At 73.0% G+C, this 26,526-nt stretch carries 26 protein-coding genes; 8 read left to right on the forward strand and 18 right to left on the reverse strand.

Features of this window, described 5'->3' with window-relative positions; all coding sequences use genetic code 11:
* Positions 1-108: 108 nt before the first annotated feature.
* Positions 109-756 carry a TIGR03085 family metal-binding protein gene (locus AW16_RS0101330; protein ID WP_029287483.1) on the forward strand — a complete coding sequence of 216 codons (648 nt, stop codon included), beginning with the start codon at positions 109-111 and terminating at the stop codon, positions 754-756.
* Between the two features lie 7 nt (positions 757-763).
* Here AW16_RS0101330 and hisF read toward each other — a convergent pair whose 3' ends face one another.
* The 10 genes from hisF to AW16_RS0101380 all read right to left on the reverse strand — a co-directional run bounded on the left by hisF (position 764) and on the right by AW16_RS0101380 (position 11,551).
* Complete coding sequence (hisF, locus tag AW16_RS0101335) at positions 764-1,534, reverse strand: imidazole glycerol phosphate synthase subunit HisF (protein WP_029287485.1); 771 nt, start codon at positions 1,532-1,534, stop codon at positions 764-766.
* The gene (locus AW16_RS0101340; protein WP_051681551.1) at positions 1,531-2,409 is read right to left on the reverse strand and encodes an FKBP-type peptidyl-prolyl cis-trans isomerase; all 879 of its coding nucleotides are present in this window, start codon (positions 2,407-2,409) and stop codon (positions 1,531-1,533) included. Before AW16_RS0101340 ends, hisF begins: the two co-directional genes overlap by 4 nt.
* Before the next feature lie 119 nt (positions 2,410-2,528).
* Positions 2,529-3,890: a Pup--protein ligase gene (pafA, locus tag AW16_RS0101345; protein ID WP_029287489.1), complete on the reverse strand. Its 1,362-nt coding sequence runs from the start codon at positions 3,888-3,890 to the stop codon at positions 2,529-2,531.
* 61 nt (positions 3,891-3,951) lie between these two features.
* Entirely contained in the window at positions 3,952-4,650 is a 699-nt protein-coding gene (gene prcA, locus AW16_RS0101350) for a proteasome subunit alpha (protein ID WP_029287491.1), read from the reverse strand.
* Entirely contained in the window at positions 4,647-5,486 is an 840-nt protein-coding gene (gene prcB / locus AW16_RS0101355; protein WP_029287493.1) for a proteasome subunit beta, read from the reverse strand. Before prcB ends, prcA begins: the two co-directional genes overlap by 4 nt.
* Positions 5,487-5,492: 6 nt before the next feature.
* On the reverse strand, positions 5,493-5,681 hold the full coding sequence (locus AW16_RS0101360; RefSeq protein ID WP_029287495.1) for a ubiquitin-like protein Pup: 189 nt from the start codon (positions 5,679-5,681) through the stop codon (positions 5,493-5,495).
* 96 nt (positions 5,682-5,777) lie between these two features.
* Positions 5,778-7,382 (reverse strand): depupylase/deamidase Dop, encoded by a 1,605-nt coding sequence (gene dop / locus AW16_RS0101365; RefSeq protein WP_029287497.1) that lies wholly within the window; start codon positions 7,380-7,382, stop codon positions 5,778-5,780.
* Between the two features lie 140 nt (positions 7,383-7,522).
* Positions 7,523-9,154: a proteasome ATPase gene (arc, locus tag AW16_RS0101370; protein ID WP_029287499.1), complete on the reverse strand. Its 1,632-nt coding sequence runs from the start codon at positions 9,152-9,154 to the stop codon at positions 7,523-7,525.
* Between the two features lie 141 nt (positions 9,155-9,295).
* Positions 9,296-10,324 carry a tRNA (adenine-N1)-methyltransferase gene (locus AW16_RS0101375; protein WP_029287501.1) on the reverse strand — a complete coding sequence of 343 codons (1,029 nt, stop codon included), beginning with the start codon at positions 10,322-10,324 and terminating at the stop codon, positions 9,296-9,298.
* Between the two features lie 93 nt (positions 10,325-10,417).
* Positions 10,418-11,551 (reverse strand): site-2 protease family protein, encoded by a 1,134-nt coding sequence (locus AW16_RS0101380; RefSeq protein ID WP_029287504.1) that lies wholly within the window; start codon positions 11,549-11,551, stop codon positions 10,418-10,420.
* A 201-nt stretch (positions 11,552-11,752) separates the two neighbouring features.
* Here AW16_RS0101380 and AW16_RS0101385 point away from each other — a divergent pair, with 201 nt between their 5' ends.
* On the forward strand, positions 11,753-12,601 hold the full coding sequence (locus AW16_RS0101385) for a PD-(D/E)XK nuclease family protein (protein WP_029287506.1): 849 nt from the start codon (positions 11,753-11,755) through the stop codon (positions 12,599-12,601).
* Positions 12,602-12,652: 51 nt separating this feature from the next.
* Here AW16_RS0101385 and AW16_RS0101390 read toward each other — a convergent pair whose 3' ends face one another.
* Positions 12,653-13,354 (reverse strand): HAD family phosphatase, encoded by a 702-nt coding sequence (locus tag AW16_RS0101390; protein ID WP_051681553.1) that lies wholly within the window; start codon positions 13,352-13,354, stop codon positions 12,653-12,655.
* Between the two features lie 60 nt (positions 13,355-13,414).
* On the opposite strand from AW16_RS0101390, the gene AW16_RS0101395 reads away from it, so the two are divergent.
* Positions 13,415-14,287 carry a PAC2 family protein gene (locus AW16_RS0101395; RefSeq protein ID WP_029287509.1) on the forward strand — a complete coding sequence of 291 codons (873 nt, stop codon included), beginning with the start codon at positions 13,415-13,417 and terminating at the stop codon, positions 14,285-14,287.
* Between the two features lie 41 nt (positions 14,288-14,328).
* On the opposite strand, the gene mshC is transcribed toward AW16_RS0101395, so the two are convergent.
* Positions 14,329-15,585, reverse strand: coding sequence for a cysteine--1-D-myo-inosityl 2-amino-2-deoxy-alpha-D-glucopyranoside ligase (mshC, locus tag AW16_RS0101400; RefSeq protein ID WP_029287511.1), 1,257 nt, complete (start codon positions 15,583-15,585; stop codon positions 14,329-14,331).
* A 70-nt stretch (positions 15,586-15,655) separates the two neighbouring features.
* Between mshC and AW16_RS16705 the strand changes: the two genes are divergently transcribed.
* Positions 15,656-16,672 carry a magnesium and cobalt transport protein CorA gene (locus tag AW16_RS16705; RefSeq protein WP_051681554.1) on the forward strand — a complete coding sequence of 339 codons (1,017 nt, stop codon included), beginning with the start codon at positions 15,656-15,658 and terminating at the stop codon, positions 16,670-16,672.
* 19 nt (positions 16,673-16,691) lie between these two features.
* Here AW16_RS16705 and AW16_RS0101410 read toward each other — a convergent pair whose 3' ends face one another.
* Positions 16,692-17,573 carry an undecaprenyl-diphosphate phosphatase gene (locus AW16_RS0101410; RefSeq protein WP_029287515.1) on the reverse strand — a complete coding sequence of 294 codons (882 nt, stop codon included), beginning with the start codon at positions 17,571-17,573 and terminating at the stop codon, positions 16,692-16,694.
* Positions 17,574-17,649: 76 nt separating this feature from the next.
* Between AW16_RS0101410 and AW16_RS0101415 the strand changes: the two genes are divergently transcribed.
* From AW16_RS0101415 to AW16_RS16710, 3 genes are all read left to right on the forward strand, one after another.
* Complete coding sequence (locus AW16_RS0101415) at positions 17,650-18,612, forward strand: aldo/keto reductase (RefSeq protein ID WP_029287517.1); 963 nt, start codon at positions 17,650-17,652, stop codon at positions 18,610-18,612.
* A gap of 89 nt (positions 18,613-18,701) precedes the next feature.
* Positions 18,702-19,328, forward strand: a complete 627-nt coding sequence (locus AW16_RS0101420; RefSeq protein ID WP_156044004.1) for a DUF6318 family protein — start codon at positions 18,702-18,704, stop codon at positions 19,326-19,328.
* 104 nt (positions 19,329-19,432) lie between these two features.
* Positions 19,433-20,170 carry a PKD domain-containing protein gene (locus AW16_RS16710; protein WP_051681555.1) on the forward strand — a complete coding sequence of 246 codons (738 nt, stop codon included), beginning with the start codon at positions 19,433-19,435 and terminating at the stop codon, positions 20,168-20,170.
* A gap of 37 nt (positions 20,171-20,207) precedes the next feature.
* On the opposite strand, the gene AW16_RS0101430 is transcribed toward AW16_RS16710, so the two are convergent.
* Positions 20,208-20,504: a hypothetical protein gene (locus AW16_RS0101430; RefSeq protein ID WP_029287523.1), complete on the reverse strand. Its 297-nt coding sequence runs from the start codon at positions 20,502-20,504 to the stop codon at positions 20,208-20,210.
* Positions 20,505-20,631: 127 nt separating this feature from the next.
* Between AW16_RS0101430 and AW16_RS0101435 the strand changes: the two genes are divergently transcribed.
* A complete protein-coding gene (locus tag AW16_RS0101435; protein WP_029287525.1) occupies positions 20,632-20,880 on the forward strand; it encodes a DUF5703 family protein in 249 nt (82 codons plus the stop codon).
* Positions 20,881-20,903: 23 nt separating this feature from the next.
* On the opposite strand, the gene AW16_RS0101440 is transcribed toward AW16_RS0101435, so the two are convergent.
* The 4 genes from AW16_RS0101440 to ald all read right to left on the reverse strand — a co-directional run bounded on the left by AW16_RS0101440 (position 20,904) and on the right by ald (position 26,513).
* Positions 20,904-22,232 (reverse strand): M20/M25/M40 family metallo-hydrolase, encoded by a 1,329-nt coding sequence (locus tag AW16_RS0101440; RefSeq protein ID WP_029287527.1) that lies wholly within the window; start codon positions 22,230-22,232, stop codon positions 20,904-20,906.
* Positions 22,233-22,258: 26 nt separating this feature from the next.
* The gene (locus tag AW16_RS0101445; RefSeq protein WP_156044005.1) at positions 22,259-24,328 is read right to left on the reverse strand and encodes a M3 family metallopeptidase; all 2,070 of its coding nucleotides are present in this window, start codon (positions 24,326-24,328) and stop codon (positions 22,259-22,261) included.
* Between the two features lie 101 nt (positions 24,329-24,429).
* Positions 24,430-25,392, reverse strand: coding sequence for an NAD(P)-dependent oxidoreductase (locus AW16_RS16715; protein ID WP_197021517.1), 963 nt, complete (start codon positions 25,390-25,392; stop codon positions 24,430-24,432).
* The gene (ald, locus tag AW16_RS0101455) at positions 25,389-26,513 is read right to left on the reverse strand and encodes an alanine dehydrogenase (protein WP_231495907.1); all 1,125 of its coding nucleotides are present in this window, start codon (positions 26,511-26,513) and stop codon (positions 25,389-25,391) included. Before ald ends, AW16_RS16715 begins: the two co-directional genes overlap by 4 nt.
* Between the last annotated feature and the right edge of the window lie 13 nt (positions 26,514-26,526).

A 26,526-nucleotide genomic window follows, 5' to 3' on the forward strand; every position in this document is an offset into this window, starting at 1 on the left:
CTTGTGCGGGGCGTGCACCGAGCCCTGGATCCCGGGCCGCAGGCCGTGCCGCACCCGGGCCGCACCCGGCCCCGCGCGGGGTGCCGCCGTCCGTGCGACGATGCTGCGATGACCTGGCACGAGACCCTGCGCGCCCAGCTCGCAGACGCCCTGCGCGACACGACCCCTGACGCACCGACGCTGTGCGAGGGCTGGGAGGCGCGGCACCTGGCCGCGCACGTCGTGCTCCGCGAGACGTCGGCGTCGTTCGGGGCGGGGCTCGTCGTCCCCGGTCTGGCCGGTGTCGCGGACGCGAAGGTGGACAGGCTCGCCGCGACCGCGACCGACGAGACGTCGTACCTGGAGCTCGTGGACCGTGTTGCTGCGGGCCCGGCGCGGTGGAACCCGATGCACTGGGCGGGAGACGCCGCGAACGTCGTCGAGTTCTACGTGCACGCCGAGGACGTCCGCCGGGGAGCCGGTCCGGTGCCGCCGCGTGAGCTCGACCCCGACCTGGCCGAGGCGTTGTGGAAGCAGGCGACCCGAGCCGCCGGGCTCGCGCTGCGCAAGGTGCCCGCGGGAGTCGTGCTCGTCCGCGGCGACGGCGTGCGCGCACGCGTGCACGGGCCGCACAAGGGGCACGGGACCGCCGTCGTGCGCGGCGACGTCGGCGAGATCGTGCTCTACCTGCTCGGGCGCGGCGCGGCCACCGACGTGACGATCGAGGGCGCTCCCGACGACGTCGACGCCCTCACCGCACTGCTGCCGACGCGCTGACGCGAGGTCAGCGGACGGTCACGCCCGCGGCCCGCAGAGAGTCCTTCACCGCACCGATCGTGAGCGTCCCGAAGTGGAAGACGCTCGCTGCGAGCACGGCGTCCGCGCCCGCGCGGGCCGCCTCGACGAAGTGCTCGGGCGTCCCTGCCCCGCCGCTCGCGATGAGAGGCACGTCGACCCTGGCACGCACGTCGCGCAGCATCGTCAGGTCGAAGCCGGCCGTGGTGCCGTCGGCGTCCATGGAGTTGAGCAGGATCTCCCCCGCGCCCAGCTCGGCCGCCCGCGCCGCCCAGTCGACGGCGTCGATGCCCGTCCCACGTCGCCCACCGTGCGTCGTCACCTCGTACCCGGAGGCCGTGGGCGGCCCGTCGACCACGCGCCGGGCGTCGACCGACAGCACGAGCACCTGGGAGCCGAACCGCCGCGCGATCTCCGAGACGAGCTCGGGTCGCGCGATCGCGGCGGTGTTGACGCCGACCTTGTCGGCACCGGCGCGCAGCAGCCGGTCGACGTCGTCGGCCGACCGGACACCGCCGCCGACCGTCAGTGGCACGAACACCTCCTCGGCGGTGCGTCGCACCACGTCGTAGGTGGTCTCGCGGTCGCCCGACGACGCGGAGACGTCGAGGAAGGTCAGCTCGTCGGCTCCCTCGCCGTCGTAGCGGTGCGCGAGCTCGACGGGATCGCCCGCGTCACGGAGGTTCTCGAAGTTGACGCCTTTGACGACGCGCCCCGCGTCGACGTCGAGGCACGGGATGACGCGCAGCGCGAGTGTCACGAGCCGGCTCCTTGCGGGGTCGAGGTGGCGAGGATGTCGATCACGAACACGACCGTCTGGTCCTTGAGCGCCTTGCTCTGCGTCGCGCCCAGCGGGTACGTGGGCGGGACGACGACCATGACCTGGCTGCCCACCGGCTGGTCCACGAGCGCCTCGGACCACGTGGGCACGTCCTGCAACGAGAAGGACACCGGGATGCCCTGCTCCCAGGTGCTGTCGAACGCCTCGCCGGTCTTCCACGAGAAGCCCGTGTACTGCACGGTCACGGTGTCGCTCGCCGAGACCTGGGTGCCGGTGCCACGGATCAGCGGCTGCGTGATGAGCTCGGTCGGAGCCTTGCCGCCCGTCGCGGTGATCGTCGGCGCGCCCTGCGACGACAGCTTCACGGCCGGGAGGTCGTCGCGAGCGCTCGGAGCCTTCTGGCCCTGGGCTCGCGTCGGCAGCACGTCGACGACGGTCACGTTCGGGTGCGCGGACGTCCCGGTCCCGGTTCCTGGTGTGGCCTGCACCAGCCGGGCACCCACGTCCTGGCCGCGCAGCGTCTCGTAGAGGTCCGTGCCCAGGTCGGCCTTGGTCAGCGTGCGCGTCACCGGGCTGGTCGAGTAGCTCTCGCGCACGAGCGAGCCGTCGGTGCCGTCCTCGATCCAGTAGTCGAGCAGGATCGGCTTGTCGTCGACGAGCTCGGGCCCCGTCCCGGGCCACACCGTCGCGCGGTAGGTCGACGAGAGGTCGAGCGGCGTGATGTACGTGACCGTCGGCGCCGCGCCGGGGTCCCCCGAGACGGTGATGTCCGGCGGCGCCTCGTCGGCCCCGCTGCAGCCCGCGAGGAGCAGCGTCGCCAGCGCGAGCGCCCACACGCCCCGGGGTCGTCGCACGTCGTCCCTTCCGCCGTGGTGATGGATCTGGTGCCGCGCCCGACCCAGGGCGGGCCGCGGCGGACCGCGACACTGTACGTGGGCACGCTGGCAGCCCGCTGGGAACGCCCGCGGGGCGGTTACATGGACTCGATGAGCCGCTCGACGCGCTCGTCGACGTTGCGGAACGGGTCCTTGCACAGGACCGTGCGCTGCGCCTGGTCGTTGAGCTTGAGATGGACCCAGTCCACCGTGTAGTCGCGGCGGGCCTCCTGCGCCGCCCGGACGAAGTCGCCGCGGAGCTTCGCTCGTGTGGTCTGCGGCGGGACAGCCGTGGCCTCGAACACCTCGAGGTCGGTGGTCACGCGTTCGACCAGACCCTTCGCCGCGAGCAGGTTGTACAGACCCTCGGTGCGCGAGATGTCGTGGTACGCGAGGTCGAGGCGCTGCACGCGGACGTCCGACAGCTCGAGGCCGTGCTTGGCCCGGTACCGCTCGATCAGGCGGTACTTGATGACCCAGTCGAGCTCGCGGTCGACGAGCGAGAGGTCCCCGGTGCGCAGCGCGCGCAGCCCGCGCTCCCACAGGTCCAGCACCTGCTTGACCTCGGGCGTCGGCCCGCCGTGCTGGTCGACGTGGTCGACGACGCGGCCCAGGTACTCCTCCTGCAGGTCGATCGCCGTCGCGGTGCGGCCGTTCGCGAGCGTGACCTGCTGGGTTCCCGTCATGTCGTGGCTGATCTCACGGATCGCCCGGATCGGGTTCTCCAGCGTCAGGTCACGCATCGGGATGCCGGCCTCGATGAGCCTGAGGACGAGGTCGGTCGCGCCGACCTTCAGCATCGTGGTCGGCTCCGCCATCGACGAGTCCCCCACGATCACGTGCAGCCGGCGGAAGTGCTCGGCGTCGGCGTGCGGCTCGTCGCGCGTGTTGATGATGGGGCGCGACCGAGTGGTCGCGCTCGAGACCGCCTCCCAGATGTGGTCGGCGCGCTGCGAGAGGCAGTACACGGCTCCGCGGGGCGTGGTGAGCACCTTGCCCGCACCGGTCAGCACCTGGCGGGTGATGAGGAACGGCACGAGCACGTCGGACAGTCGCCCGAAGTCGCCCTGGCGGCGCACGAGGTAGTTCTCGTGGCAGCCGTAGGAGTTGCCCGCGGAGTCCGTGTTGTTCTTGAAGAGGTGGATGCGGCCCGGCAGGCCCTCGTGCTCGAGCCGCTGCTGCGCGTCCGCGACGAGGCCCTCGAGGATGCGTTCGCCGCCACGGTCGTGCGTGATGAGCTGGCGCACGTCGTCGCACTCGGCGGTCGCGTACTCGGGGTGCGAGCCGACGTCGAGGTACAGCCGCGAGCCGTTGCGCAGGAACACGTTCGACGAGCGGCCCCACGCGACGACCTTGCGGAACAGGTACCGGGCGACCTCGTCGGCCGAGAGCCCACGCCCGTCCGTCGCCGCGCACGTCACGCCGTACTCGGTCTCGAGACCGAAGATCCGCTTGTCCACGCCCGTCCCCTCCCGTCTGCCCTGCTCTGGCCTGCGTCGGCGCGTGCCGGCCCTGCTGTGCTCAGGCCCGCAGCAGGTCCTCGAGCAGCGCACCCTGCAACCGCCGGAAAGCCCGTCGCGGGCGCGTGCGGTCGAGCACCGCGACCTCGAGCTGCGACGCCGGGATCGAGCGCTGCTCTCCGCCGTCCTCGGCGGGTGCGCCGAGGGCCCCGACCGCGACCGCGAGCACCTCGCGCAGCGACAGGCCCGAGCGCCACTCCTCGCCGACGACCGCTCCGAGCCGTTCCGCCTGGCCACCCATCACGACCCAGCCGTGCTCGTCGGTCACCGAGCCGTCGTACGCCAGCCGGTAGATCTGGTCGCCGTCGGCGTCGCGGCCGACCTCGGCCACCACGAGCTCGACCTCGAGCGGCTTGGACTCGGTGGTGAACACCGTGCCGAGCGTCTGCGCGTACGCGTTGGCCAGCCCACGGGCCGTGACGTCCACACGGTCGTAGGAGTAGCCCCGCAGGTCCGCGTAGCGCACACCGGCGACCCGCAGGTTCTCGAACTCGTTGTACTTGCCGACCGCCGCGAACGCGATGCGGTCGTAGATCTCGGAGACCTTGTGCAGCGCGCGGGACGAGTTCTCCGTCGCGAACGCGATCCCGTCGTCGTACTGCACGACGACGACCGAGCGTCCGCGCGCGATGCCCTTGCGTGCGTAGTCCGCCCGGTCCTTCATGAGCTGTTCGGGCGAGACGTAGAACGGCATGCTCATCGGGCACCCCCACGGTCCGTGTGCTCGGTGCGGCGACGCTCCTCGGACGCGGCGGCGACCGTGGCCAGCTGGTCGTCCCCGACGCGCAGGTAGCCGGCCTCGGTCACGGTCGCGACGACCGGCCAGATGCGACGCGTGCTGTCGGGACCACCGGTCGCGGAGTCGTCGTCCGCGGCGTCGACGAGCGCCTCGAACGCGACCCGCACGGCGTCGTCGGCCCCCATGCCCGGGCGCCACAGCTTCTTCAGCGAGCCGCGCGCGAACACCGACCCGGACCCCACCGCGTGGTGGTCGTGCTCCTCGTACCGGCCGCCGGTGACGTCGTAGGAGAAGATCCGCCCCACGCGTCGGTCGAGGTCGTAGCCGCCGAACAGCGGCACCACGGCCAGACCCTGCATCGCGAGCCCGAGGTTGCCGCGGATCATCGTCGCGAGCCGGTTGGCCTTGCCGTCGAGCGACAGCAGGCTTCCCTCGATCTTCTCGTAGTGCTCGAGCTCGAGCTGGAACAGCCTGACCAGCTCCACCGCGAGCCCCGCGGTCCCCGCGATGCCGACGGCCGAGTACTCGTCGGCCGGGAACACCTTCTCGATCTCGCGGCTCGCGATCATCGAGCCCATCGTGGCGCGGCGGTCCCCCGCGAGCACGACACCACCGTCGAACGTGAGCGCGACGATCGTCGTGCCGTGCGGCGCGAGCACCTCTCCCGCCGGCACCGGGCGGTTGCCGGGCAGCAGGTCGGGTGCGTGCCCCGCGAGGAAGTCGACGAACGACGACGAGCCCGGCGTGGTGAACGCGTGCGGCAGCCGCCCGGAGGCGGACGGGTCAGCGTGCGTCATGGGCGGTCACTGACCGCCCTTCTGGACGAAGCCGCGCACGAACTGCTCGGCGTTGGACTCGAGCACGTCGTCGATCTCGTCGAGCAGTGCGTCGACGTCGGCGTCGCGCTGCTGCGCGGACGGAGCCGCGGGGACGGGCGCGTCGTCCGGCTCCTCGTCGTCGCGACGGGTGTGGACACGTTCCTGACCAGCCATGTCGACCTCCTGCGGTCCGCTCGGGTGGGCCCGTGCACCACCCTAGTTCGTCACGCCTGCACCGGGGGCGAACGGTCCCACGGGCCGGTCACCGGGTCAGGCGCCGAGCGCCGCCAGCAGGCTCGCGGCGTCGGGGCTCGCCTCGAGCAGCCCCCCGACGTGCGCCTGCGTGCCGCGCAGCGGGTCGCGCATCGGCACGCGCTGCAGCGTCGCTGCGCCGGGCACGTCGAAGACGACCGAGTCCCACGAGGCGGCCGAGATCTGCCCGGCGTAGCGGGCCACCGCCTCACCTCGGAAGTAGGCGCGCGTGTCCGTCGGGGGGTGGGCGACGGCGCGTTCGACCTGGTCCGGGGCGACGAGCGTCTCGACCGCACCCGCGGCCACGAGCCGGTGGTACAGCCCCCGCTCGGGGCGCACGTCGGACCACTGCAGGTCCACGGCCGCGAGCCTGGGGTGGTCCCACGCGAGCCGGTCGCGCCGGCGCATCCCCTCGAGCAGACGCAGCTTCGCGAGCCACTCGACCTCGCGCGCGCACGACGCCGGGTCCTGCGCGAGCCGGTCCAGCAGCGAGCCCCAGCGGTCAAGGACGTCCGCGGTCTGCTCGTCGGGCTCGTCGCCCACGTGCTCGATGGCGGAGCGGACCGCGTCGAGGTACTCGCGCTGGATCTCGAGCGCGGTGAGCCGCCGGCCGTCGACGAGCTCGAGGCGCGTCGTGAGCGTCAGGTCGTGGCTGACCTCGTGCGTCGCACCCACCGGGTCGCGCAGCGCGAGCCGGTCGATCGCAGCCAGCGCACCGCCGGCGCCGCCCTCGGCCACTGCGCGCTCGACGAGCCACAGCACGAGCGACGCCGTCCCGAGCCGCAGGTACGTCGCGACCTCGAGCATCGTCGCGTCCCCCACGATCACGTGCAGACGTCGCCACCGCGCCGGGTCCGCGTGCGGTTCGTCGCGCGTGTTGACGATCGGGCGCCGCAGCGTCGTCTCGAGCCCGACCTCCGCCTCGACGTAGTCCGCACGCTGCGAGAGCTGGAAGCCTGCCTGCTCGCCGCGCTGGCCGATGCCGACGCGTCCCGCGCCCGCGAAGACCGGACGCGTCACGAGGAACGGCGTGATCCTCGCGGCGAGGTCCGAGAACGGCACCGCACGGTCGACGAGGTAGTTCTCATGGGTGCCGTACGTCGCACCCTTGCCGTCGACGTTGTTCTTGTAGAGCGTCACGTCCGGCAGCGCCGGGTTGGACATGAGCGCGCGGACCGACGAGAGCATCACGAGCTCGCCTGCGCGGTCCCAGAGCACGGCGTCGAGCGGGTTGGTCACCTCGGGCGAGGAGTACTCCGGGTGCGCGTGGTCCACGTACAGACGTGCGCCGTTGGTGAGGATCACGTTGGCCGCGCCCGGGTCCTCGTACTCCTCGACGGCCGGCCGCTCGACCTCGAGCGGCCCGTCGCCCGACGGCGCCGGCCGCGCCGGGTCGTCGGTGAGCAGCGACGGGTGCGCCGACGCTCGCTGCAGGTGGAAGCCACGTGCGTCGTGCAGCGGGTCCTCGTCGTCGTAGTCCCAGCGGGCCTTGGTGCGTCCCGGCTCGCGGGCCGCGTGGACCGCGACGACGTGGCTGCTGAGCAGCATGGGGTTGGCCATCGGGCGGCCGGGCTGCAGCACGCCGTACTCGGTCTCGATCCCCATCACGCGACGCACGCTCACGCGCCCACCCTAGGCCGCACCCCGACCCCCAGGTCGCGCACGTCCACGGCACCCGCTCCCCTCACCGAGGGGGCAGGGCACCGGCGGCCGACCCGTGTCGGGTCGGCCGCCGGTCGGTGGCGTGCGGGGCGGGCGCCGCGCTACAGGTACTGACCGGTGCTCGTGACGTTCTCGATAGTGCGCGAGCCCTCGGTGCCCTTCTTGCCCTGGACGATCGTGCGGATGAACACGATGCGCTCCCCCTTCTTGCCGGAGATGCGTGCCCAGTCGTCGGGGTTGGTGGTGTTCGGGAGGTCCTCGTTCTCCTTGAACTCGTCGACGCACGCCGTGAGCAGGTGGTCGACGCGGATGCCCCGCTGACCCGTCGAGAGCAGGTCCTTGATCGCGGACTTCTTGGCCCGGTCGACGACGTTCTGGATCATCGCGCCCGAGTTGAAGTCCTTGAAGTACAGGATCTCCTTGTCGCCGCTCGCGTAGGTCACCTCGAGGAAGCGGTTCTCGTCGCTCTCGGTGTACATGCGCTCGACGACGCGCGTGACCATCGCCTCGACCGCGGCGCCGGGCGATCCACCGTGCTCCGCGAGGTCGTCGGCGTGGATCGGCAGGTCGGCCGTGAGGTACTTGCCGAAGATCTCTCGCGCACCCTCGGCGTCGGGCCGCTCGATCTTGATCTTCACGTCGAGCCGGCCGGGCCGCAGGATCGCGGGGTCGATCATGTCCTCGCGGTTCGAGGCGCCGATGACGATGACGTTGTCGAGCCGCTCGACACCGTCGATCTCCGCGAGCAGCTGGGGCACGATCGTCGTCTCGACGTCGCTCGAGACCCCGGTGCCACGCGTGCGGAACAGCGACTCCATCTCGTCGAAGAACACCACGACGGGGTGCCCCTGCGACGCCTTCTCCCGTGCGCGGGCGAAGATCAGTCGGATGTGCCGCTCGGTCTCGCCGACGTACTTGTTGAGCAGCTCGGGACCCTTGACGTTGAGGAAGTAGCTGCGCGCGTCGGTCACGTCCTCGCCGCGTGCCCGGGCAGCGGTCGCGGCGAGCGAGTGCGCGACCGCCTTCGCGATGAGGGTCTTGCCGCACCCGGGAGGGCCGTACAGCAGCACGCCCTTGGGCGGTTTGAGCCCGTGCTCGCGGAACAGCTCCGGGTGCAGGAACGGCAGCTCGACCGCGTCGCGGATCGCCTCGATCTGCGGCCCGAGCCCACCGATGTCCTCGTACTGGATGTCCGGGACCTCCTCGAGCACGAGGTCCTCGACCTCGGCCCGCGGGATCACCTCGAACACGAACCCGCTGCGCGAGTCGATCGTCAGGGCGTCCCCGACGCGCACCCCGCCCTCGCGCACCTGCCCGGCGAAGCGCACCACGCGCTCCTCGTCGCCGCGGCCGACGACCAGCGCGCGGTCCTCGTCGAGCATCTCCTTGACGGTGACGATCTCACCGACCTTCTCGTAGCCGCCCGCCTCGACGACCGTGAGCGCCTCGTTGAGCATGACCTCCTGGCCGGGGCGCAACCGCGCGAGGTCGAGCGCAGGGCTCGCGCCGACGTGCATCTTGCGGCCCGCGGAGACGATGTCGACGCTGCCGTCGGCACGTGCGGCGAGGAACGTGGCGTACGTCCCCGGCGGCTTCGCGAGGTCGTCGACCTGGCGCTTGAGCTCGACGATCTGCTCGCGTGCCGCCACGAGCGCCTCGGTGAGCCGCTCGTTCTTGGCTGCGAGCACCGCGAGCTCGCGGTGCAGCTCTCGTCCGGGCGTGGGTTCGGTCATGAGTGGCCTCCGTCCCGTCGAGGCGGCCGGTGTGAGGCCGCCGGTCCGAGAACCCTAACCACGCCGCCTGGGCACCTGCCGCGCGACGGGCCGAGTTGTGGCCGGACCGTGACCGGTCGCACGCCCGTGGACGCGAATGTCTCAGTCCTCGGTACGGGCCTCGAGGTCGCGGCGCACCCTGCGCACCTTCTTGTCCGACACCTCGCGCTCGCCGAGCGCCTCGGGCGTCCACAGCTCGGCGTCCTCGACGGGTGCTCCGTCGGGAGCCACCGGGTAGGCGCCCTTCGCGGGCCGACGGCGTCGCAGCGGCGCCTCGACCCCGTCCGCGAGCCGCCGGACCGTGAGCAGGAAGCCGGTGTGGCCGATCATCCGGTGCTGCGGACGCACGGCGAGACCCTCGAGGTGCCAGCCACGCACCATCGACTCCCACGCCTCGGGCTCGGTGTAGCGACCGTCGGTGCGCAGGTCCTCGGCCAGCCGCGACAGCTGCGTGGTGGTCGCGACGTAGCAGATCAGCACGCCGCCGGGGGCGAGCGCGTCCGCGACCACCTCGAGGTTCTCCCACGGCGCGAGCATGTCGAGCACCACCCGGTCCACCGAGCCACGCTCCGCGACCTGCGGCAGCACGTCCGCGAGGTCCCCCACCGACAACGACCAGGCCGGGTGCGGACCGCCGAACTGCTCCTCGACGTTCCCCCGCGCGATCGCGGCGAAGTCCTCGCGCCGCTCGATCGAGTGCAGGCTGCCCCCGTCGCCCACGGCGCGCAGGAGCGACATCGTGAGGGCGCCCGAGCCGACGCCGGCCTCGATCACGCGCGCACCCGGGTAGATGTCGGCCATCGCGACGATCTGGCCGGCGTCCTTGGGGTAGACCACGGCCGCACCGCGCGGCATCGACAGGACGTAGTCCGACAGCAGCGGCCTCAGCGCCAGGTACTCGGTCCCCCCGGAGCTGCGCACCACGGTGCCCTCGTCGGCGCCGATGAGCTCGGTGTGCCGGAAGTAGCCGCGGTGCGTGTGGAACGCACCGTCGGGGTGCAGCGTGATGGTGTGCAGGCGACCGCGCGGGTCGGTGAGCTGGACCTTGTCTCCCACGCGCAGCGGTCCGCGGCGCCGCGCGGCTCCCGTCGGGCCGTCGGGCTGCGGGCTGTCGGGCGTCTGTGTGCTCACGGCCGACGAGTCTAGGTGGCGCGGCCGGGCCCTACGTCGGCCTGACGACGACGAGGACGACGACGAGGACGACGCGCCTCCGACGCACCAGGGTCACGCGCGCATCGCCGCGACGACGTCGGACGTGCGGATGAGCCCGACGACGCGCCCGTCGACCATCGCGACGAGCACGGGCGACCAGCGCGACGCCTGGCTCAGCGCCTCGAGCAGCGCTGCGCCCTCGAGCGAGCCGTCGACGACCGCCCCGACCGGTAGCCCCACCGACACGCTCGTCAACGGCGTCGTCCCGGCGACGTCGGCGGGGACCGCCGCCGCGGCGCCCCGGTCGACGTAGGCGGCCGGCCTGCCGTCCGGGGCGAGCAGCACGACCTCCTGCGCACCGAGCGCCGCGGCCGTGGCACCCGCGTGCGCGACCGTGTCGTCGTGCGGGACACCGACCGCGGGCGTCGCGATCGAGCCGACGGTCATCGCGTCGACCGCACGGTGCACCGTGCCGACCTTGACCGCCGCGCTCGCTCCCGACCACAGGAACGCCGCGATGAACGCGGTCCAGACGACGTTCACGAGGTTCGGCTCGAACCCGCGCAGCAGCGGCCAGCCGAGCGCCCACGCGAACAGCAGGACCGCGACCGCACGACCGGTCCAGCCCGCCGCGATGGTGCCGCGGTGCCGGTCCTTCGTCACGGCCCACACGGCCGCCTCCAGCACGCGGCCCCCGTCGAGCGGGAGCCCCGGGATCAGGTTGAAGACGCCGACGAACCCGTTCGACACCGCCCCGGAGTAGAGCAGGAGCCCGGTCACGCTCCAGGGGTCGAACGCGCGTCCTGCGAGCAGGAAGCCGACCGCGAGCACGAGGTTGGCGACCGGTCCGACGACGGCGACGAGCGCGCTCGTCGCGGGTGTGGGCGCCGCGCCACCGAACGACGTGTGGCCGCCCCAGAGCGTCAGCACGAACTCGTGCGGCTGCTGACCCCGAGCGCGTGCGACGAGGCCGTGCGCGAGCTCGTGCACCAGCACCGACCCGAACAGCAGCAGCACGAACGCGGCGGCGACCACGTACACGCCGGCCCCCAGGTCACCGGCCTGCCGACGCACGCTGGGAGCGACGACGAGCGTCAGGACGACGGCCGCGACGACCCAGCTGGGCGCGAGGATCACGGGCGCGCCGACGACGTGGCCGACGACCCAGCCCTTGGTGCGCCGGCCGGGCGGCTGGGGGGAGCTCATGGGTCTCAGCGTAGGTGCCGTACCCGCGCGCCGGTCCCCTGCTCGCCCGTCTCCACGCCGTCGGCCGACCGTGTCCTGCGCGTGCGTGTCGGTGGCTCGTCGTACGGTCGTCGCGTGGAGCAGGTGGAGCAGACGGCCGAGGCCGAGCCGACGAGCGCGCAGGTGGCGGACGAGGCCGTGGACGAGGCGGTCGACGACGCGATCGCCGCCGAGCAGCCGCGGCGCCCCTCACGTCCGGGGCTGTCGCCGTCGCGCACCAACGACTTCCTGCAGTGCCCGCAGCTGTTCCGGTTCCGCGTGATCGACCGGCTGCCCGAGCCGGCGAGCCCGGCCGCGGCACGCGGGACGCTGGTGCACGCCGTGCTCGAGCACCTGTTCGCCCTCCCGGCGCCCGAGCGCACGCTCGACGCCGCGCGCGCGCTCGTGCCGGTGCAGTGGGAGGTGCTGCGCGAGCAGGACCCGCGCGTCGAGGAGCTGTTCGGCACGGACGACGAGGTGCTCGAGTGGCTCGCGGGTGCGCGATCGCTGCTCGGCACGTACTTCACGCTCGAGGACCCGACGCGGCTCGAGCCGCGCGAGCGCGAGCTCTCGGTGCGCGTCGAGCTCGAGGACGGTCCGGAGCTGCGCGGCATCGTCGACCGGGTGGACGTTGCACCCAACGGCTGGGTGCGCGTCGTCGACTACAAGACGGGCCGCTCGCCGCGCGCCGGGTTCGAGAGCTCGGCGCTCTTCCAGATGCGCTTCTACGCGTACGTCATCTGGCGCACCCGCGGCGTGCTGCCCAAGCGGCTGCAGCTCGAGTACCTCGGCGACGGCGTCGTCGTGCAGCACGAGCCGTCCGAGGCGGAGATGGCCACCTTCGAGGCACGCATCCGGTCCATCTGGGCCGGGATCCAGGAGACCGCGCGCACCGGCGAGTGGCGGCCGCGCACGTCGAAGCTGTGCGACTGGTGCTCGTTCCGTGCCCTGTGCCCGGCGTTCGGCGGCACACCACCGGAGGTTCCTGAGGGGGCGGTCGAACGCGCGACGGGCGTGGTTCCCGCGGCCTGAGCGGACCGACGAATCGGCGCGGCCGGTCCGCGGGCCGCGCCCGCGCACGGGTCAGGCGACCTCGACGCCGTCCCGCTCGCCCGCGGCGATGCGCTCGAGACGCTCGATCGACAGCTCGGTGAGGGACCGGACCCGCACGAGGCCCGGACGGGGTTCGATCGCCTGGAACACCTCGACCCCGACCGTGCGCGCACCGGACGCGAGCGCGGACGTGATGCCCGCGCGCGAGTCCTCGACCGCGACGCAGTCCTCGATCGCCACGCCGAGCAGGCGCGCGGCCGTGAGGTAGGGCTCCGGGTCGGGCTTGTTGACCACCTCGTCGCCGCTCACGACGACGTCGAAGCAGCCCGCCGCGCGCGCGAACGGCTCGGCCAGCATGCGGAACGATGACGTCACGAGCGCCATCCGGATCCCGGCGGCCGCGATCTCGTCGAGCAGCTCGCGCGCGCCGGGCTGCCACGGCACCTGCCGCGCCACGCCGGCGGCGACACTCTCGTTGAGGAAGTCGACGATCTCGTCGACCGGCAGGTCCACACCGCGGTCCTGCAGCGTCCGGGCCGAGACGAGCATCGGGTTGCCGACGAGCCCGAGCCCGTCCTCGTGCGTCCAGGTCCCGCCGAACCGGCTCACCAGCTCGATCTCGGCGCCGATCCACATCGGCTCCGTGTCGATCAACGTCCCGTCCATGTCCCACAGGACTGCGGCGGGGACCCGGGCGGGCGCGACGGACGAGGCGGAGGGTGTGCGAGGCATCGGTCCATCGTACGAGCCGAGATCCCGTGCCCGGCCCGACGAGGGTCCTACGCTGGGCCGATGAGCACGACGCCCCCGCAGACCCCCGACGACCCGACGCCGCCGCAGGCCGACGGCCCGGTGCTGCTCGCGGCCTTCGAGGGATGGAACGACGCGGGCTCCGCCGCCACCCAGGCGCTCGAGCACCTGCACGACGTGTGGGGCGCGGAGCAGGTCGACGAGCTGGACCCGGAGGAGTACCACGACTTCCAGGTCAACCGCCCGCAGATCGGGATCGGCCCTGACGGCGGCCGCGAGATCACGTGGCCGACGACCGCCGTCGCCGTCGCGACCACGCCGTCCGGCCGCACGGTGGTGCTGGTGCACGGCATCGAGCCGTCGATGCGCTGGCGCCGGTACTGCGGCGAGCTGCTCGACATCGCCGCGCAGCTCGGGGTGCGGACCGTCGTCACGGTCGGCGCCCTGCTCGCGGACGTGCCGCACACCCGGCCGATCCCGGTGACGGCGACGAGCGACGACACCGCGGCGCGCGAGCGCTGGGACCTCGAGCCGAACACGTACGAGGGGCCGACCGGCATCGTCGGAGTCCTGCAGCACGCGGCCGCCGCGAAGGGCCTCGACGCGCTGTCGCTGTGGGCCGCGGTGCCGCACTACGTCGCGCACCCGCCGTCGCCCAAGGCCACGCTCGCGCTGCTGCACCGCATCGAGGAGCTGCTGGGCGAGCCTGTGCCGCTCGGCGAGCTGCCCGACGACGCCGCCGCGTGGCAGTCCGGGGTCGACGAGCTCGCGGGCGAGGACGGTGACATCGGCGAGTACGTGCGCCAGCTCGAGGAGGCGAAGGACACCGCCGACCTGCCAGAGGCGAGCGGTGAGGCGATCGCGCAGGAGTTCGAGCGCTACCTGCGCCGCCGGGACCGCGGCACCGGCGCCTGACCGTCGCCTGACGGACCTCGAACGAGGGCCGACCGGCCGCGCTAGAAGCGGATACCCAGCAGCGCGTCGAGCATGCGACCGACGACGCCGGGCGCACCTTCGACCGGAGCCTCGGTGCCGGCGAGCGACAGCGCGGCCCACGCGTCCACGGCGGCGAGAGCACGGGGCGCGTCGAGGTCGTCGGCCACGGCCGCGCGCACCTGCGCGAGCAGCTCGTCGGCCGCGGGACCGCCGTTCCCGGAGACAGCTCGGTGCCAGGTCTCGAGCCGTTCCTGCGCGGCCGCCAGCCCCTCGTCCGTCCACTCCCAGTCGGAGCGGTAGTGGTGCGCGAGGATCGCGAGCCTGACCGCCATCGGGTCGACGCCCTGCTCGAGGAGGCGGGAGACCAGCACGAGGTTGCCGAGCGACTTGCTCATCTTCTCGCCGTCGAGACCGACCATGCCCGCGTGCAGGTGCACGCGCGCCGCTGCGCCGTCGTCGAGCAGGCGTGCGTGCGAGTCGCTCATCTCGTGGTGCGGGAACAGCAGGTCGGAGCCGCCGCCCTCGACGTCGAACGGCAGGCCGAGCGCGTCGCGCGCGATGACGGCGCACTCGATGTGCCATCCCGGCCGGCCGCGGCCCAGCGAGCCGCCGTCCCACGCGGGCTCGCCGGCGCGCTCGCGCCGCCACAGCAGCGGGTCGAGCGGGTGGCGCTTGCCGCGGCGCTCGGGGTCTCCCCCGCGCTCACGCGACAGGGCGAGCATGTCGTCGTCGGACAGGCGCGCCACCGTCCCGAACGACGGGTCGGCGGACAGGTCGGCGTAGACGTCGCCGAGCGTGTCCCCCACCTCGTCGGGCGTCGGGACCCGGTACGCAGCACCGGCCGCGACGAGCTTCTCCACGGCCGCGACGACGGTCGGGACGGACTCGACGACGCCCGTCCAGACGTCGGGCGGGATCACGCCGAGCGCGGTCATGTCGCGCACGTACAGGGCCGTCTGGTCCGCGGCGAGCTCGCGCCAGTCGACGTCCGTCGCGGTCGCTCGCTCGAGGAGCGGGTCGTCGACGTCGGTGACGTTCGAGGCGTAGACGACCTCGAGCCCGGCGTCGCGCCACGCCCGGTTGAGCAGGTCGAACGCGACGTACGTCGAGGCGTGCCCGAGGTGCGTGGCGTCGTACGGCGTGATTCCGCACACGTACATCGTCGCGTGCGGGCCTGCGGCCGCCTCGACGAGCTCACCCGTGGACGAGTCGCGCACCCGCACGGGTCCACCGCGTCCGGGCAGGGAGGGGATCTGCGGTGCGGGCCAGGGAAGCACGCCGGAAGCCTAACCGTCGTGCGCGGCCCGTCGCGGCGCCGTCCGCCGACGTTGCGGGCATGATCGCTGCGTGAGCGACGAGCGGACGTACGCACCGGGCAAGGACGGCTGGGCTGCCGGCGACGGCACGCCGGTGTGGGTCGTCGTCGACCCGGACGACCTCGAGCGCGTCGCACGCGAGCGCGGCTTCAGCGAGCAGGCGCTGCGCATGCTGGCGCACCACCGTCCCGCACAGCCCGACGAGGACGCTCCGCCACCCGGCCAGCGCGAACGGCGCGGACGCGAGTCGCGCGAGCGCTCGATGCGTCTGCGTGGCCACGTCGACCGCACCGCGGACCAGGAGGTCGTGCTGTCCGTCCCGACCGTCAGCTACGTGCCGCGGTCCCGCGACGTGCTCACGGGCGGGATCGTGTGCGTCGTCTCGAACGACGTCGTCGTCACGGCCGAGGTGGGCGACGCCGACGTGCTGGGCCACGCCGTGGACAAGCTGTGCGACGGGGTCCCGATCCCCGACGAGGGCGTGCGTCAGGTGCTCGCCGCGGTCCTGCTGACGCTCGTCGCGAACGCCGCCGACGTCGAGGCGGAGCTGGGCGACGCGGTGAGCGACACCGAGCAGGTGATCTTCAGCTCGGAGCGCCACGACGACCCGGTGCAGCGGATCTACGACCTCAAGCGCGAGATCGCGGAGGCACGGCGAGCCCTCGGTCCGGTGACCGTCGTGCTCCCGCAGCTCGAGGACCCGGACGTCGCCGACCGGCGGCGGCGCAGCATCCCGAGCTGGCTGCGGCGCACGCAGCAGTCGGCTGACCGGCTCGACCGGCACCTCGACGGCCACGACAAGCTCCTCGACGCGATGCTCTCGGTGCACCTGAGCCAGGTCTCGGTGCGGCAGAACGAGGACATGCGCAAGATCTCGGCATGGGCGGCGATCGCCGCGGTGCCGACGCTCGTCGCGGGCGTGTACGGCATGAACTTCCGGCACATGCCGGAGCTGACGTGGACGTACGGCTACCCGTTGGCGCTCGCGCTCATGCTCGGGCTGTGCGTGGGGCTGTACCGGCTGTTCCGCCGCTCCGGCTGGCTGTAGGCGACGGACCGGCCGTGCGTCAGCTCGCGGGGTTCGCGTCGATGACCTTCGTGACGAGCAGCAGCACGACGAGCGCCGCGAGCCCCAGCCGGTAGTACACGAACGGCTTGTAGCTGAAGGTCGAGACGATCTTCAGGAACACGATGATGACCAGGTATCCGACGACGAACGCGACGAGCGTCGCGAGCACGGTCGGGCCGAAGCCCGGCGTACCCGCCGTGCCGAAGTCGCCCACGCTCTTCGCGAGCTGGAACAGGCCCGAGCCGAACACCGCGGGGATCGCCAGCAGGAACGAGTACCGGGCTGCCGCCTCGCGCGTGAAGCCCATGAGCAGCCCACCGGTGATCGTGCCGCCCGAGCGCGAGACGCCGGGCACCAGCGCGAGCGCCTGCCACAGGCCGAACTTCACCGCGTCGGGCGCCGCGAGGTCCTCGAGCGGCTTGCGCTTGGTCCCGACCTTGTCCGCCCAGCCGAGCACCAGGCCGAAGCCCGCGAGCGTGAGCGCGACGAGCCACAGGTTGCGGAAGGCGTGCTCGATCGAGTCCTGGAACAGCAGGCCCAGCACGACGATCGGCACCGAGCCGAGAGCGATGAACCACGCCATGAGCGCGTCGTGGTCCTTGTCCCCGCCCGGCGGCATCCCGGCGCGCGAGCGCCAGTCGGTCCCGTAGGCCCCGCGCAGCGCGTGCCACCACGCGGAGACGATGCGCGCGATGTCGCGGCGGAAGTACAGGATCACGGCCGTCTCGGTGCCGAGCTGCGTGATCGCCGTGAACGCCGCGCCGGGGTCGCCGTGCCCCGTGAGCTCGCCGACGATACGCAGGTGCGCGCTCGACGACACCGGCAGGAACTCGGTGAGCCCCTGCACGAGCCCGAGAAGGATCGCCTCGCCTGCACCCATGACCGCCACGACGGGTCACCCTAGCCGCAGGCGCGCCTCGGTCCCGGCAGGCGCGGGCACGCATAGGGTTCCCGACATGGAGCAGCACCACGTCGGAGGCACAGGTCTGCGCGTCTCCCGCCTCGGGCTGGGCACGATGACGTGGAGCCGGGACACCGACGAGCACGACGCGCGCGAGCAGCTGCGCGACTTCGTCGACGCCGGCGGGACGCTGGTCGACACGTCCGCGTCCTACGCGGAGGGCGGCGCCGAGGAGCTGCTCGGCTCGCTGCTGGGCGACGTGGTCGAGCGCGACGAGCTGGTGCTGTGCACCAAGGCGGGCGTGCGCCGGCGCGGGGACCGGGTCGCGGTCGACGGCTCGCGGGGCGCGCTCGTCTCGTCGCTCGACGCGTCGCTCGCACGCCTGCGCACCGACCACGTCGACCTGTTCCTCGTGCAGACGCCGGACCCGCGCACCCCGCTCGAGGAGACGGTGTCCGCGCTGCGACTCGCGGTGAGCAGCGGTCGGGCGCGCTACGTGGGCCTGTCCAACCATGCGGGGTGGCAGGTCGCCCGCGCGGCCACGCTGCTCGGCTCCGAGCCGGGGCTCGCGGCCGTCCAGGCCGAGTACTCGCTCCTGCAGCGCGGGATCGAGCGCGAGGTCGTGCCGGCCTCGCTCGCGCTCGGCGCCGGCGTGCTCGCGTGGTCCCCGCTCGGACGCGGTGTCCTGACCGGCAAGTACCGCCGCACCGTCCCGGCCGACTCGCGTGCGGCGTCGCCGCACCTCGCCGGGTTCGTCGAGCCGTACCTCTCGCACACGTCCGCGGCGGTCGTCGAGGCCGTCGCGACGGCGGCGTCCGGACTGGGCCGCGCGCCGCTCGAGGTCGCGCTCGCGTGGCTCGCGGGGCGCCCCGCGGTCGCCTCAGCGGTCGTCGGCGCACGCACGGCCGACCACCTGCGCGGCTCGCTCGCCGCGCTCGACCTCGAGCTGCCCGACGAGCTGCGCTCTGCGCTCGACGAGGTCAGCGCGATCCCGCTGGGGTACCCCGAGCGGTTCTGACCGGTTCGCGCTACCCCTCCGGCGCCCGTGTCCACAGATTCGTGAGAACCAGCCACGCTCGGGTGTCGGGTTTGGGTAGGTTCTCCCGCATGCGCAGGGGAATCGTGGTGTTGGCAGCCGTTGTTTGCGTGCTCGCGTTGGCCGGGTGCACCGGTGGGGACGCTGTGGCGGACCCGTTGGTTCCGACGACGGCCAGCGTGCCGACAGCATCGGCGCCGACGACGATGCCCATCCCGTCACCGAGCGCGACGCCAACGGCCACGACACGGATCGATGTGGTTCCGCAGCCGAAACGTCCGTCGACCCTCACGCAGTCGGGCGAAGCGGCTGCGGGTGCCGCGGCCCGATACTTCCTCGACCTGTACCCGTACGCGCTGTCGTCGCTCTCGACGTCCGAGTTCGAGTCCATGTCCGGTGCCGGATGTGTGTTCTGCGCGTCGGTCGTCGACGACGTCGCCAAGCGAGCTCGAGCCGAAACCCATGAAGTCGGCGGGACCATGACGTACTCCGACGTCGTCGCACACGAAACGATCCCTGGGTCGTACCTCGTGTCGCTCTCGGCTCATCAGCAACCGTCGAAGACAGTCGACCGCAACGGCAGCACGGTCGAAGACTTCCCGCGCACGACGGTCACCGAGATGACATTGCTGCTCCACTACAAGAAGGGCAGATGGACCGTTCGCGAGGCAACGGTCGAGAGCAGCCGGGACGCATGAGGCTGACGGCTTGTCTTGCTGCAGCTGCGGCTCTGCTCGGACTCTGCGCATCTCCCGTCGCCGCAGACGTGCTCGGAGGTCGAAGCGGTGGCGACGCGATCAACATGGCTGGGAGCGAGGCCGAGCGGGCGCGGATGTCGGCGGAGTCGGTGCCTCCCGAGCTGCGATTGATCGACTTCAGGAGAGCGGGCGCGTGCCAGGTCCAGGGCGGCACCGCACTGGACCGGGACCTCTCCACGCCGCTCAACGGTGACTGCGCGAACGGCACCGACGAGCCGCCTGCATGTGAAGACGGCGCGGCGCTCGAGCCGCTGTGGCGTCGCTCCCGCGATACCACTGACTCGCCCTGGAGCCCGTGGAAGCTCGCGGCCGACTACTCCTGCCCGGAGGAGCTGTTCGCCTTGACGATGACCGACTTCCGGCGCCTCCCGCTGGCGAAGCCTGCGCTCACGGTGCAACCGGACCGCGGGTGGGTGCTGGTGAACAAGGAGACGATCGTCTACACCGACGACGTCACCCAGGAGCTCACCACCGAGGTCCTCGGGCAGAAGATCGACGTCGAGGCCGACGCCCAGTCCTGGACCTGGAACTGGGGCGACAAGACCACAGACCTGACCACAACCGAGGCCGGCAAGCCCTACCCCCACCAGACCCTGTGGCACACCTACCAACAGCTCGGCACCGTCCACGTCACCCTCACCGCCACCTGGAAAGGCCGCTGGCGCCTGCACGGCCACACCACCTGGCACGACGTCCTGGGCACCGCCCAGACCACCGCCACCTCCGACCCCTTCGAGATCCGCGAGCTCCGCTCACGACTCGTCGCACCCGAAGACGACTGACGGCCGCTGCACCAGAGCGGACGTGGGGAGAAGACCCCTAGCCGACGCGCGGCTCCTCGACGTCCTCGAGGTCGGGGCCGTCGTACGTGTCGTCGGCGTCGCCCTCCCAGTCGTCGTCCTCGTCCTCGTCGTCGTCCTCCGCGAGGTAGAACGGCAGGGCCTCGCCGTGGACCGTGCCGAGCGCGTCGTCGTACACCTCGAAGGCATCGGCCAGCACGTCGTACGCGTCGTCGACAGCCGGGTCGTCGTCGCCGTGCTTGGACTCGACGGCGGTGTAGTGCGCCTCGAGCGAGGCGATCAGGCGGTCCAGCGCGGCACGCGGGTCGACGGTCATGCGACGACGGTAGCGCCGCATGACGCACAATGGCAGCGCGTCACCCGTCGGGAGCCGTGCGTCAGCTCGTCGGCCACCCGGTCCGGGTGACGCCACGGGCTGGACGACGGACGGGACGAGGTGGGCGATGGCCTTCGGTCAGACCACGACGAGGCGCCGCGACTGGGTGGCCTCCGGGGGACAGTACGAGTTCCGCGTGCTGACGATCCCCCGCACGACGAGCCGCGGAGACGCGCGCCGCATGCTGACCGAGCAGGCCGAGCACGGCCGGTGGGAGCTCGCGCGCTCGGTCCTGTACGTGGGCGGCGAGCGGCGCGTGTGGCTGCGACGCAAGATCATCCGGGTGCGCAGCACCCTGGAGCTCGACGCGGACTGAGCTCCCGTCAGCAGGTCGCGAGGTCAGCAGGTCGCGAGCAGTCGGTCGAGCACGCGCGTGCCGAACCGCAGCGCGTCCGTGGGCACACGCTCGTCGACGCCGTGGAACATGCCCGCGAAGTCGAGGTCCGGCGTGAGCCGCAGCGGCGCGAAGCCGTAGCCGGTGATGCCGAGCCGCGACAGCGACTTGTTGTCGGTCCCGCCGGACAGCGTGTACGGGAGCACCGTCGCGTCGGGGTCCTCGGCGTGCAGCGCGTCGACCATCGCGTCGACGAGCGAGCCGGTCAGCGGCGCCTCGAGCGCGACGTCGTGGTGGATGCGCTCGATGCGCACGTGCTCGCCGGCCAGCCTCTCGACCGTCGAGACGAACTCGTCCTCGTGACCGGGCAGGAACCGGCCGTCGATCGTCGCCACCGCGCGGCCCGGGATGACGTTCGCCTTGTAGCCGGCCTCGAGCTGGGACGGGTTGGTGGTGTGCCGCAGCGTCGCGCCGACGAAGCTGGACGCCGGCCCGAGAGCCGCCACCAGCCTGTCGATCCCCTGCTCGTCCTGCGGGTCGAACGGCAGGCCCGTGAGCTCCGCGACCCCGCGCAGCAGCGCGTCGACCGTCGGCGTGAGCTGCAGCGGCCACGGGTGCCGGCCGATGCGCGCGACCGCCTCCGCGAGGTGCGTGACCGCGTTGTCGTGGTTCACCTGGCTGCCGTGGCCGGCGCGGCCGTCGGCGACGAGCCGCAGCCAGGACAGCCCCTTCTCCGCGGTCTGCAGGAGGTAGGCGCGGCGCCCGTCGACCTCGACCGAGAAGCCGCCGACCTCGCTGATCGCCTCGGTCGCACCCTCGAACAGCTCGGGTCGGTGCTCGACGGCCCAGCCTGCACCCATCGAGCCGCCGGCCTCCTCGTCGGCGAACATCGCGACGACGACGTCCCGTGCGGGCCGGCGACCCTCGCGGGCCATCTGCCGCACGACGGACAGGATCATCGCGTCCATGTCCTTCATGTCCACGGCGCCGCGTCCCCACAGCAGCCCGTCGCGCTCCTCGGCACCGAACGGGTCCACCGACCAGTCCTCCGCGCGCGCCGGGACGACGTCGAGATGGCCGTGCAGCACCAGCGCGTCACGCGAGGAGTCCTCGCCCGGGAGGCGCACGACGACGCTCGCGCGGCCGGGTGCGCTCTCGAACAGCTCGGGATCGAGGCCGACCTCGCCGAGCAGACCCATGACGTGCTCCGCGGCCGCCCGCTCCCCCGGTCCCGACCCATCGCCGTAGTTCGACGTGTCGAAGCGGATGAGGTCTCGGCAGATGTCGACGACCTCGTCGGCCGCGGTCGGGTGGCTGGCGCTCGGCTCGGGCATGCCCGACACCGTACCTGCCGGCAGCCTCACGACGACGCGGCCAGTCCGCGCCGCTCGAGGAGCGGACCGATCTGCGGGTCGCGACCACGCAGGTCGCGGAACGAGTCCATCGGGTCGACCGAACCGCCGCACGAGAGAAGTCGCGCGCGGAACGCGTCGCCGTTCTCACGCCGCAGCCCGCCGTTCTCGTGGAACCACTCGACGGTGTCGGCGTCGAGCACCTCGGACCAGATGTAGGAGTAGTACCCGGCCGAGTAGCCGCTGCCGAACACGTGGTTGAAGTACGACGACCGGTAGCGCGGCGGGACCGGCGCGAACGCGACCCCGGCGGCCTCGAGCGCGGCGGCCTCGAACGGCTCGACGTCGGCGGGGTCGGTCGGCACCTCGTCGGGCGCGAGCCGGTACCAGGCCTGGTCGAGCAGCGCGGCGGCGAGGTACTCGGTCGTGGCGAACCCCTCGCCGTCCTGGCGCGCCGCGAGCAACGTCTCGACCCACTCGGCGGGGATCGGCTCACCCGTCACGTGGTGCACGGCGTAGGAGCGCACGATCGTCGGGTCCCACGCCCACATCTCGTTGACCTGCGACGGGTACTCGACGAAGTCGCGCGGCACCTCGGTGCCCGACTGCGACGGGTAGCGCACGTCGGACAGGAGGCCGTGCAGCGCATGGCCGAACTCGTGGAACAGCGTGATCACGTTGTCCCAGGTGAGCAGCGTGGGCTCGCCGTCGGCGGGCTTCGGCACGTTGAGGTTGTTGACCACCACGGGCGGCTCGTCGAGCAGCCGCGACTGGTCGACGAGGTTGTTCATCCACGCCCCGCCGCGCTTCTGCTCGCGGGTCCAGAAGTCGCCGAGGAACAGCCCGAGGCCCCTGCCGTCGGCGTCGAAGACCTCGAACACGCGCACGTCGGGGTGGTAGCCGACGAGGTCGTGGCGCTCGGCGAACGTGAGCCCGTACAGCTCGGTCGCGGCGCGGAACACGCCCTGCGTGAGCACGCGGTCGAGCTCGAGGTAGGGACGCAGCGCGGCGTCGTCGAGCGAGCGTCGCTGGGCGCGGACCCGCTGCGCGTAGAAGGCCCAGTCCCACGGCTCGAGGGTCGCGTCGGGGACGTCACGGCGCAGGGCCTCGGTCAGGTCGGCCGCCTCACGACGGGCGTTGGCGACGGCGGCGGGCGCGAGCCGCGCGAGCATGTCGGAGACCGCGTCCGACGACCGTGCCGTCGCGTCCGCCGCGACGTACGCGGCGTGGTGCTCGTAGCCGAGCAGGCGCGCGCGCTCGGCGCGCAGCCGGACCAGCTCCAGAAGGATCGCCCGCGTGTCGTGCTCGCCCTGCAGCCCGCGCGTGGTCGACGCCCGGAGAACGCGCTCGCGCAGCTCGCGGTCGGTGGCCTGGGCCAGCACCGACTGCTGCGTCGGCAGCTGCAGCTCGAGCAGCCACGCGCCGTCGTGCCCGCGCTCCGTCGCCGCCCGGGCCGCGGCGGCTCGCGCGTCGGCCGGGACGCCCGCGAGCTCGGCCTCGTCGGTGACCAGCACGGCCGCGTCGTTCTGCGCGGCGAGCAGCTCGCGCCCGAACGCGGTCTCGAGCGACGTGATGCGCGCGTTGAGGTCGCGCAGCGTCGCCTGCTCGTCGGCCGGCAGCGCGACGCCCGAACGCTCGAACGCGGTGCGCGTGCGGTGCAGCAGCCACGCGGTGTCCGGCTCGAGCGCCTCGGTCGGGATCGCGGTGACCCGCGCGAACAGCCGCGCGTCCTGGTGGATCGCGTCGTGGTGCGCGGAGAACAGCGGCGCGAGCTCCTCCTCGATCGCCTCGAGGCCCGGGGTCGAGCACGCGCCCGCCTGGTTGTAGAACGCGACGACCGCACGGTGCAGGAGGCGGCCCGAGCGCTCGAGCGCGACGAGCACGTTCTCCACCGTCGCCGGGGACCCGTCGGTCGCGATCGCCTCGACCTGCGCACGCTGCTCGGCCATGCCCGCGAGGATCGCCGGGGCGTAGTGCTCCTCGCGGATCCGCGTGTAGTCCGGGAGCCCGTACGGGAGGGCCGAGGGGTTCGCGAACGGGTTGTCGGCGGCGAGCGTCGCGTCGTGGGCAGCAGTCATGCGGGCCATCATCTCCCGGTGCGCACGCCCTCCCCACCCGGAGCGCGGCCGCTCGCGAGGAACGCGTCCTCGGCGGCGTAGTCGAACATGTCGCCCTCGCCCTACATGCGCGCGAACGCGGGGAACACCTCGCGCCAGTCGCGGTCGCGCGCGGCGTCGACGAGCCACTCGACCGACGCGGCCACGGTGTCCGCGTACGTCCCGGGTGCGACGAACCCGAGCTCGCGCACGGCCCGCGACGAGTCCAGGACCAGCGGCCTCGGCACGGACCACGGCGTCGCCCCGACGTTCCCCTCCGGCGGTCCCGGGACCCGCACCACCCGTGACGTCGTCCCCATCACCCCGTCGACGGCCTGTGCGATCTGCGCGACGGTGGGCGCGTCGGGGTCCGCAGCGTTGAGCACGCGGTGCGCGGGCGAGGCCGCCGCGAGGCGCACGAGCTCGGCGATCGCCGCGGTCGACGTGGTCTGGAAGCGGCTCTGACCGTCGTACGCGAGCACCCGCACGTCGCGCCCGTCGAGCGCGCGCTTGACGAAGACCCACTCGCGCGGCTGGCGGCACCCCGGACCGTGGATCGCTCCCGGGCGCAGGATCGTCGTCGGGACGTCCGACGCGGCCCACGCCTGCTCGTAGGCGACCTTTCCCGTGGCGTAGGTCCCGCGGCCCGGGTCGACGACCGGCTGGTCCTCGCCGACGGGCACGGGGAAGTCGCCGAACTCGTCGGACTCGAAGCCGTCACCGTGCGCGTCCACGTAGACGGCAGCCGACGAGACGACGACGGCCGACCCGACCTGGCCGGACTGCTCGAGCAACGCGGCGACGTCGCGGTCGTCGTACCCGACGACATCGACGAGCACGTCGACGCCACCGGCGAGCGCGCCCGCGAGCGCGGACGCGTCGTGCCGGTCCCCGACGACGGGCTCGGCACCCCACGCACGCACCACGTCGCCGCCCGCGAGCTCGCCGCGGGTCAGCACGCGCACGTCCCAGTCGTCGGCCACGAGCGCGGGGACCACCGCTCGCCCGATCTGGCCGGTGCCGCCGACGACCAGCGCGCGCCTCACACCGCACCGCCGACGAGCGTCGCGGGGTCGGTCCACGGGTAGTCGTGGGCACGCGCGACAGCCTCGTTGAGGAGCGCGCCGTCGTGCGTGGTGAGCCCGGCGGCGAGCGCCGGGTCCGCGGCGGTGGCACCGCGCCAGCCCGCGTCGGCGAGGCGCGCGAGGTACGGGAGCGTGACGTTGGTCAGGGCGCGGGTGGACGTCACCGGCACCGCGCCGGGCATGTTCGCCACGCAGTAGAACACCGCGCCGTGGACGAGGAACGTGGGGTCGTCGTGCGTCGTCGGGCGCGTGGACTCGAAGCAGCCTCCCTGGTCGACCGCGACGTCGACGAGCACCGATCCCGGGCGCATGCGTGCGACGAGGTCGTCGCCGACGAGCCGCGGCGCACGCGCACCCGGGACGAGCACCGCACCGATGACGACGTCGGCGGCGGCAACCTCCCGCTCGAGCGTCCATGCGCTGGACGCGAGCGTGCGCACGCGTCCGCCGAACTCGGTGTCGAGCTCGGCGAGCCGGGGGGCCGACAGGTCGAGCACCGTGACGTCGGCACGCATGCCGACCGCGATCTGCGCGGCGTGGCGCCCGACGACGCCTCCGCCGAGCACGACCACGCGTGCGGCGTCGACTCCGGGGACCCCGCCGAGGAGCATCCCGGCACCGCCCTCGTTGCGCATGAGGTGGTAGGCGGCGACCTGCGTCGCGAGGCGCCCGGCGACCTCGCTCATCGGCGCGAGCAGCGGGAGCGAGCCGTCGGGCGCGCGCACCGTCTCGTACGCGATCGACGTCGTCCCGGCGGCGAGCAGCGCGTCGGTCGTCGCGCGGTCCGCCGCGAGGTGCAGGTAGGTGAACAGCACCTGGTCGCGCCGCAGCAGGCGGTGCTCGGGGCCGACGGGCTCCTTGACCTTGCACACGACGTCGGCGGCCCACGCCTCCTCGGCGGTCTCGACGACCGTGGCACCGGCGGCGCGGTACTCGTCGTCGTCGATCGCCGACCCGGTACCCGCGCCCTGCTGGACGTGGACCGCGTGCCCAGCGCTCACGAGGTGGTGCGCGCCGGCCGGCGTGAGCGCCACCCGGTACTCGCGGTTCTTGGTCTCCGTGGGGATGCCGATGGTCGTCACGCCCCCAGCATGG

It is taken from the genome of Cellulomonas sp. HZM, assembly GCF_000708885.1.
Lineage (GTDB): Bacteria > Actinomycetota > Actinomycetes > Actinomycetales > Cellulomonadaceae > Cellulomonas.

Excerpts from the sequence above, each read along its gene's own strand:
- AW16_RS0101330 (WP_029287483.1), top strand. The coding sequence starts at position 109 with ATGACCTGGCACGAGACCCTGCGCGCCCAGCTCGCAGACGCCCTGCGC.
- prcA (WP_029287491.1), bottom strand. The coding sequence starts at position 4,650 with ATGAGCATGCCGTTCTACGTCTCGCCCGAACAGCTCATGAAGGACCGG.
- prcB (WP_029287493.1), bottom strand. The coding sequence starts at position 5,486 with ATGACGCACGCTGACCCGTCCGCCTCCGGGCGGCTGCCGCACGCGTTC.
- AW16_RS0101360 (WP_029287495.1), bottom strand. The coding sequence starts at position 5,681 with ATGGCTGGTCAGGAACGTGTCCACACCCGTCGCGACGACGAGGAGCCG.
- arc (WP_029287499.1), bottom strand. The coding sequence starts at position 9,154 with ATGACCGAACCCACGCCCGGACGAGAGCTGCACCGCGAGCTCGCGGTG.
- AW16_RS0101380 (WP_029287504.1), bottom strand. The coding sequence starts at position 11,551 with ATGAGCTCCCCCCAGCCGCCCGGCCGGCGCACCAAGGGCTGGGTCGTC.
- AW16_RS0101390 (WP_051681553.1), bottom strand. The coding sequence starts at position 13,354 with ATGCCTCGCACACCCTCCGCCTCGTCCGTCGCGCCCGCCCGGGTCCCC.
- AW16_RS0101395 (WP_029287509.1), top strand. The coding sequence starts at position 13,415 with ATGAGCACGACGCCCCCGCAGACCCCCGACGACCCGACGCCGCCGCAG.
- AW16_RS0101410 (WP_029287515.1), bottom strand. The coding sequence starts at position 17,573 with ATGGGTGCAGGCGAGGCGATCCTTCTCGGGCTCGTGCAGGGGCTCACC.
- AW16_RS0101415 (WP_029287517.1), top strand. The coding sequence starts at position 17,650 with ATGGAGCAGCACCACGTCGGAGGCACAGGTCTGCGCGTCTCCCGCCTC.
- AW16_RS0101420 (WP_156044004.1), top strand. The coding sequence starts at position 18,702 with ATGCGCAGGGGAATCGTGGTGTTGGCAGCCGTTGTTTGCGTGCTCGCG.
- AW16_RS16710 (WP_051681555.1), top strand. The coding sequence starts at position 19,433 with ATGGCTGGGAGCGAGGCCGAGCGGGCGCGGATGTCGGCGGAGTCGGTG.
- AW16_RS0101430 (WP_029287523.1), bottom strand. The coding sequence starts at position 20,504 with ATGACCGTCGACCCGCGTGCCGCGCTGGACCGCCTGATCGCCTCGCTC.
- AW16_RS0101435 (WP_029287525.1), top strand. The coding sequence starts at position 20,632 with ATGGCCTTCGGTCAGACCACGACGAGGCGCCGCGACTGGGTGGCCTCC.
- AW16_RS0101440 (WP_029287527.1), bottom strand. The coding sequence starts at position 22,232 with ATGCCCGAGCCGAGCGCCAGCCACCCGACCGCGGCCGACGAGGTCGTC.
- AW16_RS0101445 (WP_156044005.1), bottom strand. The coding sequence starts at position 24,328 with ATGACTGCTGCCCACGACGCGACGCTCGCCGCCGACAACCCGTTCGCG.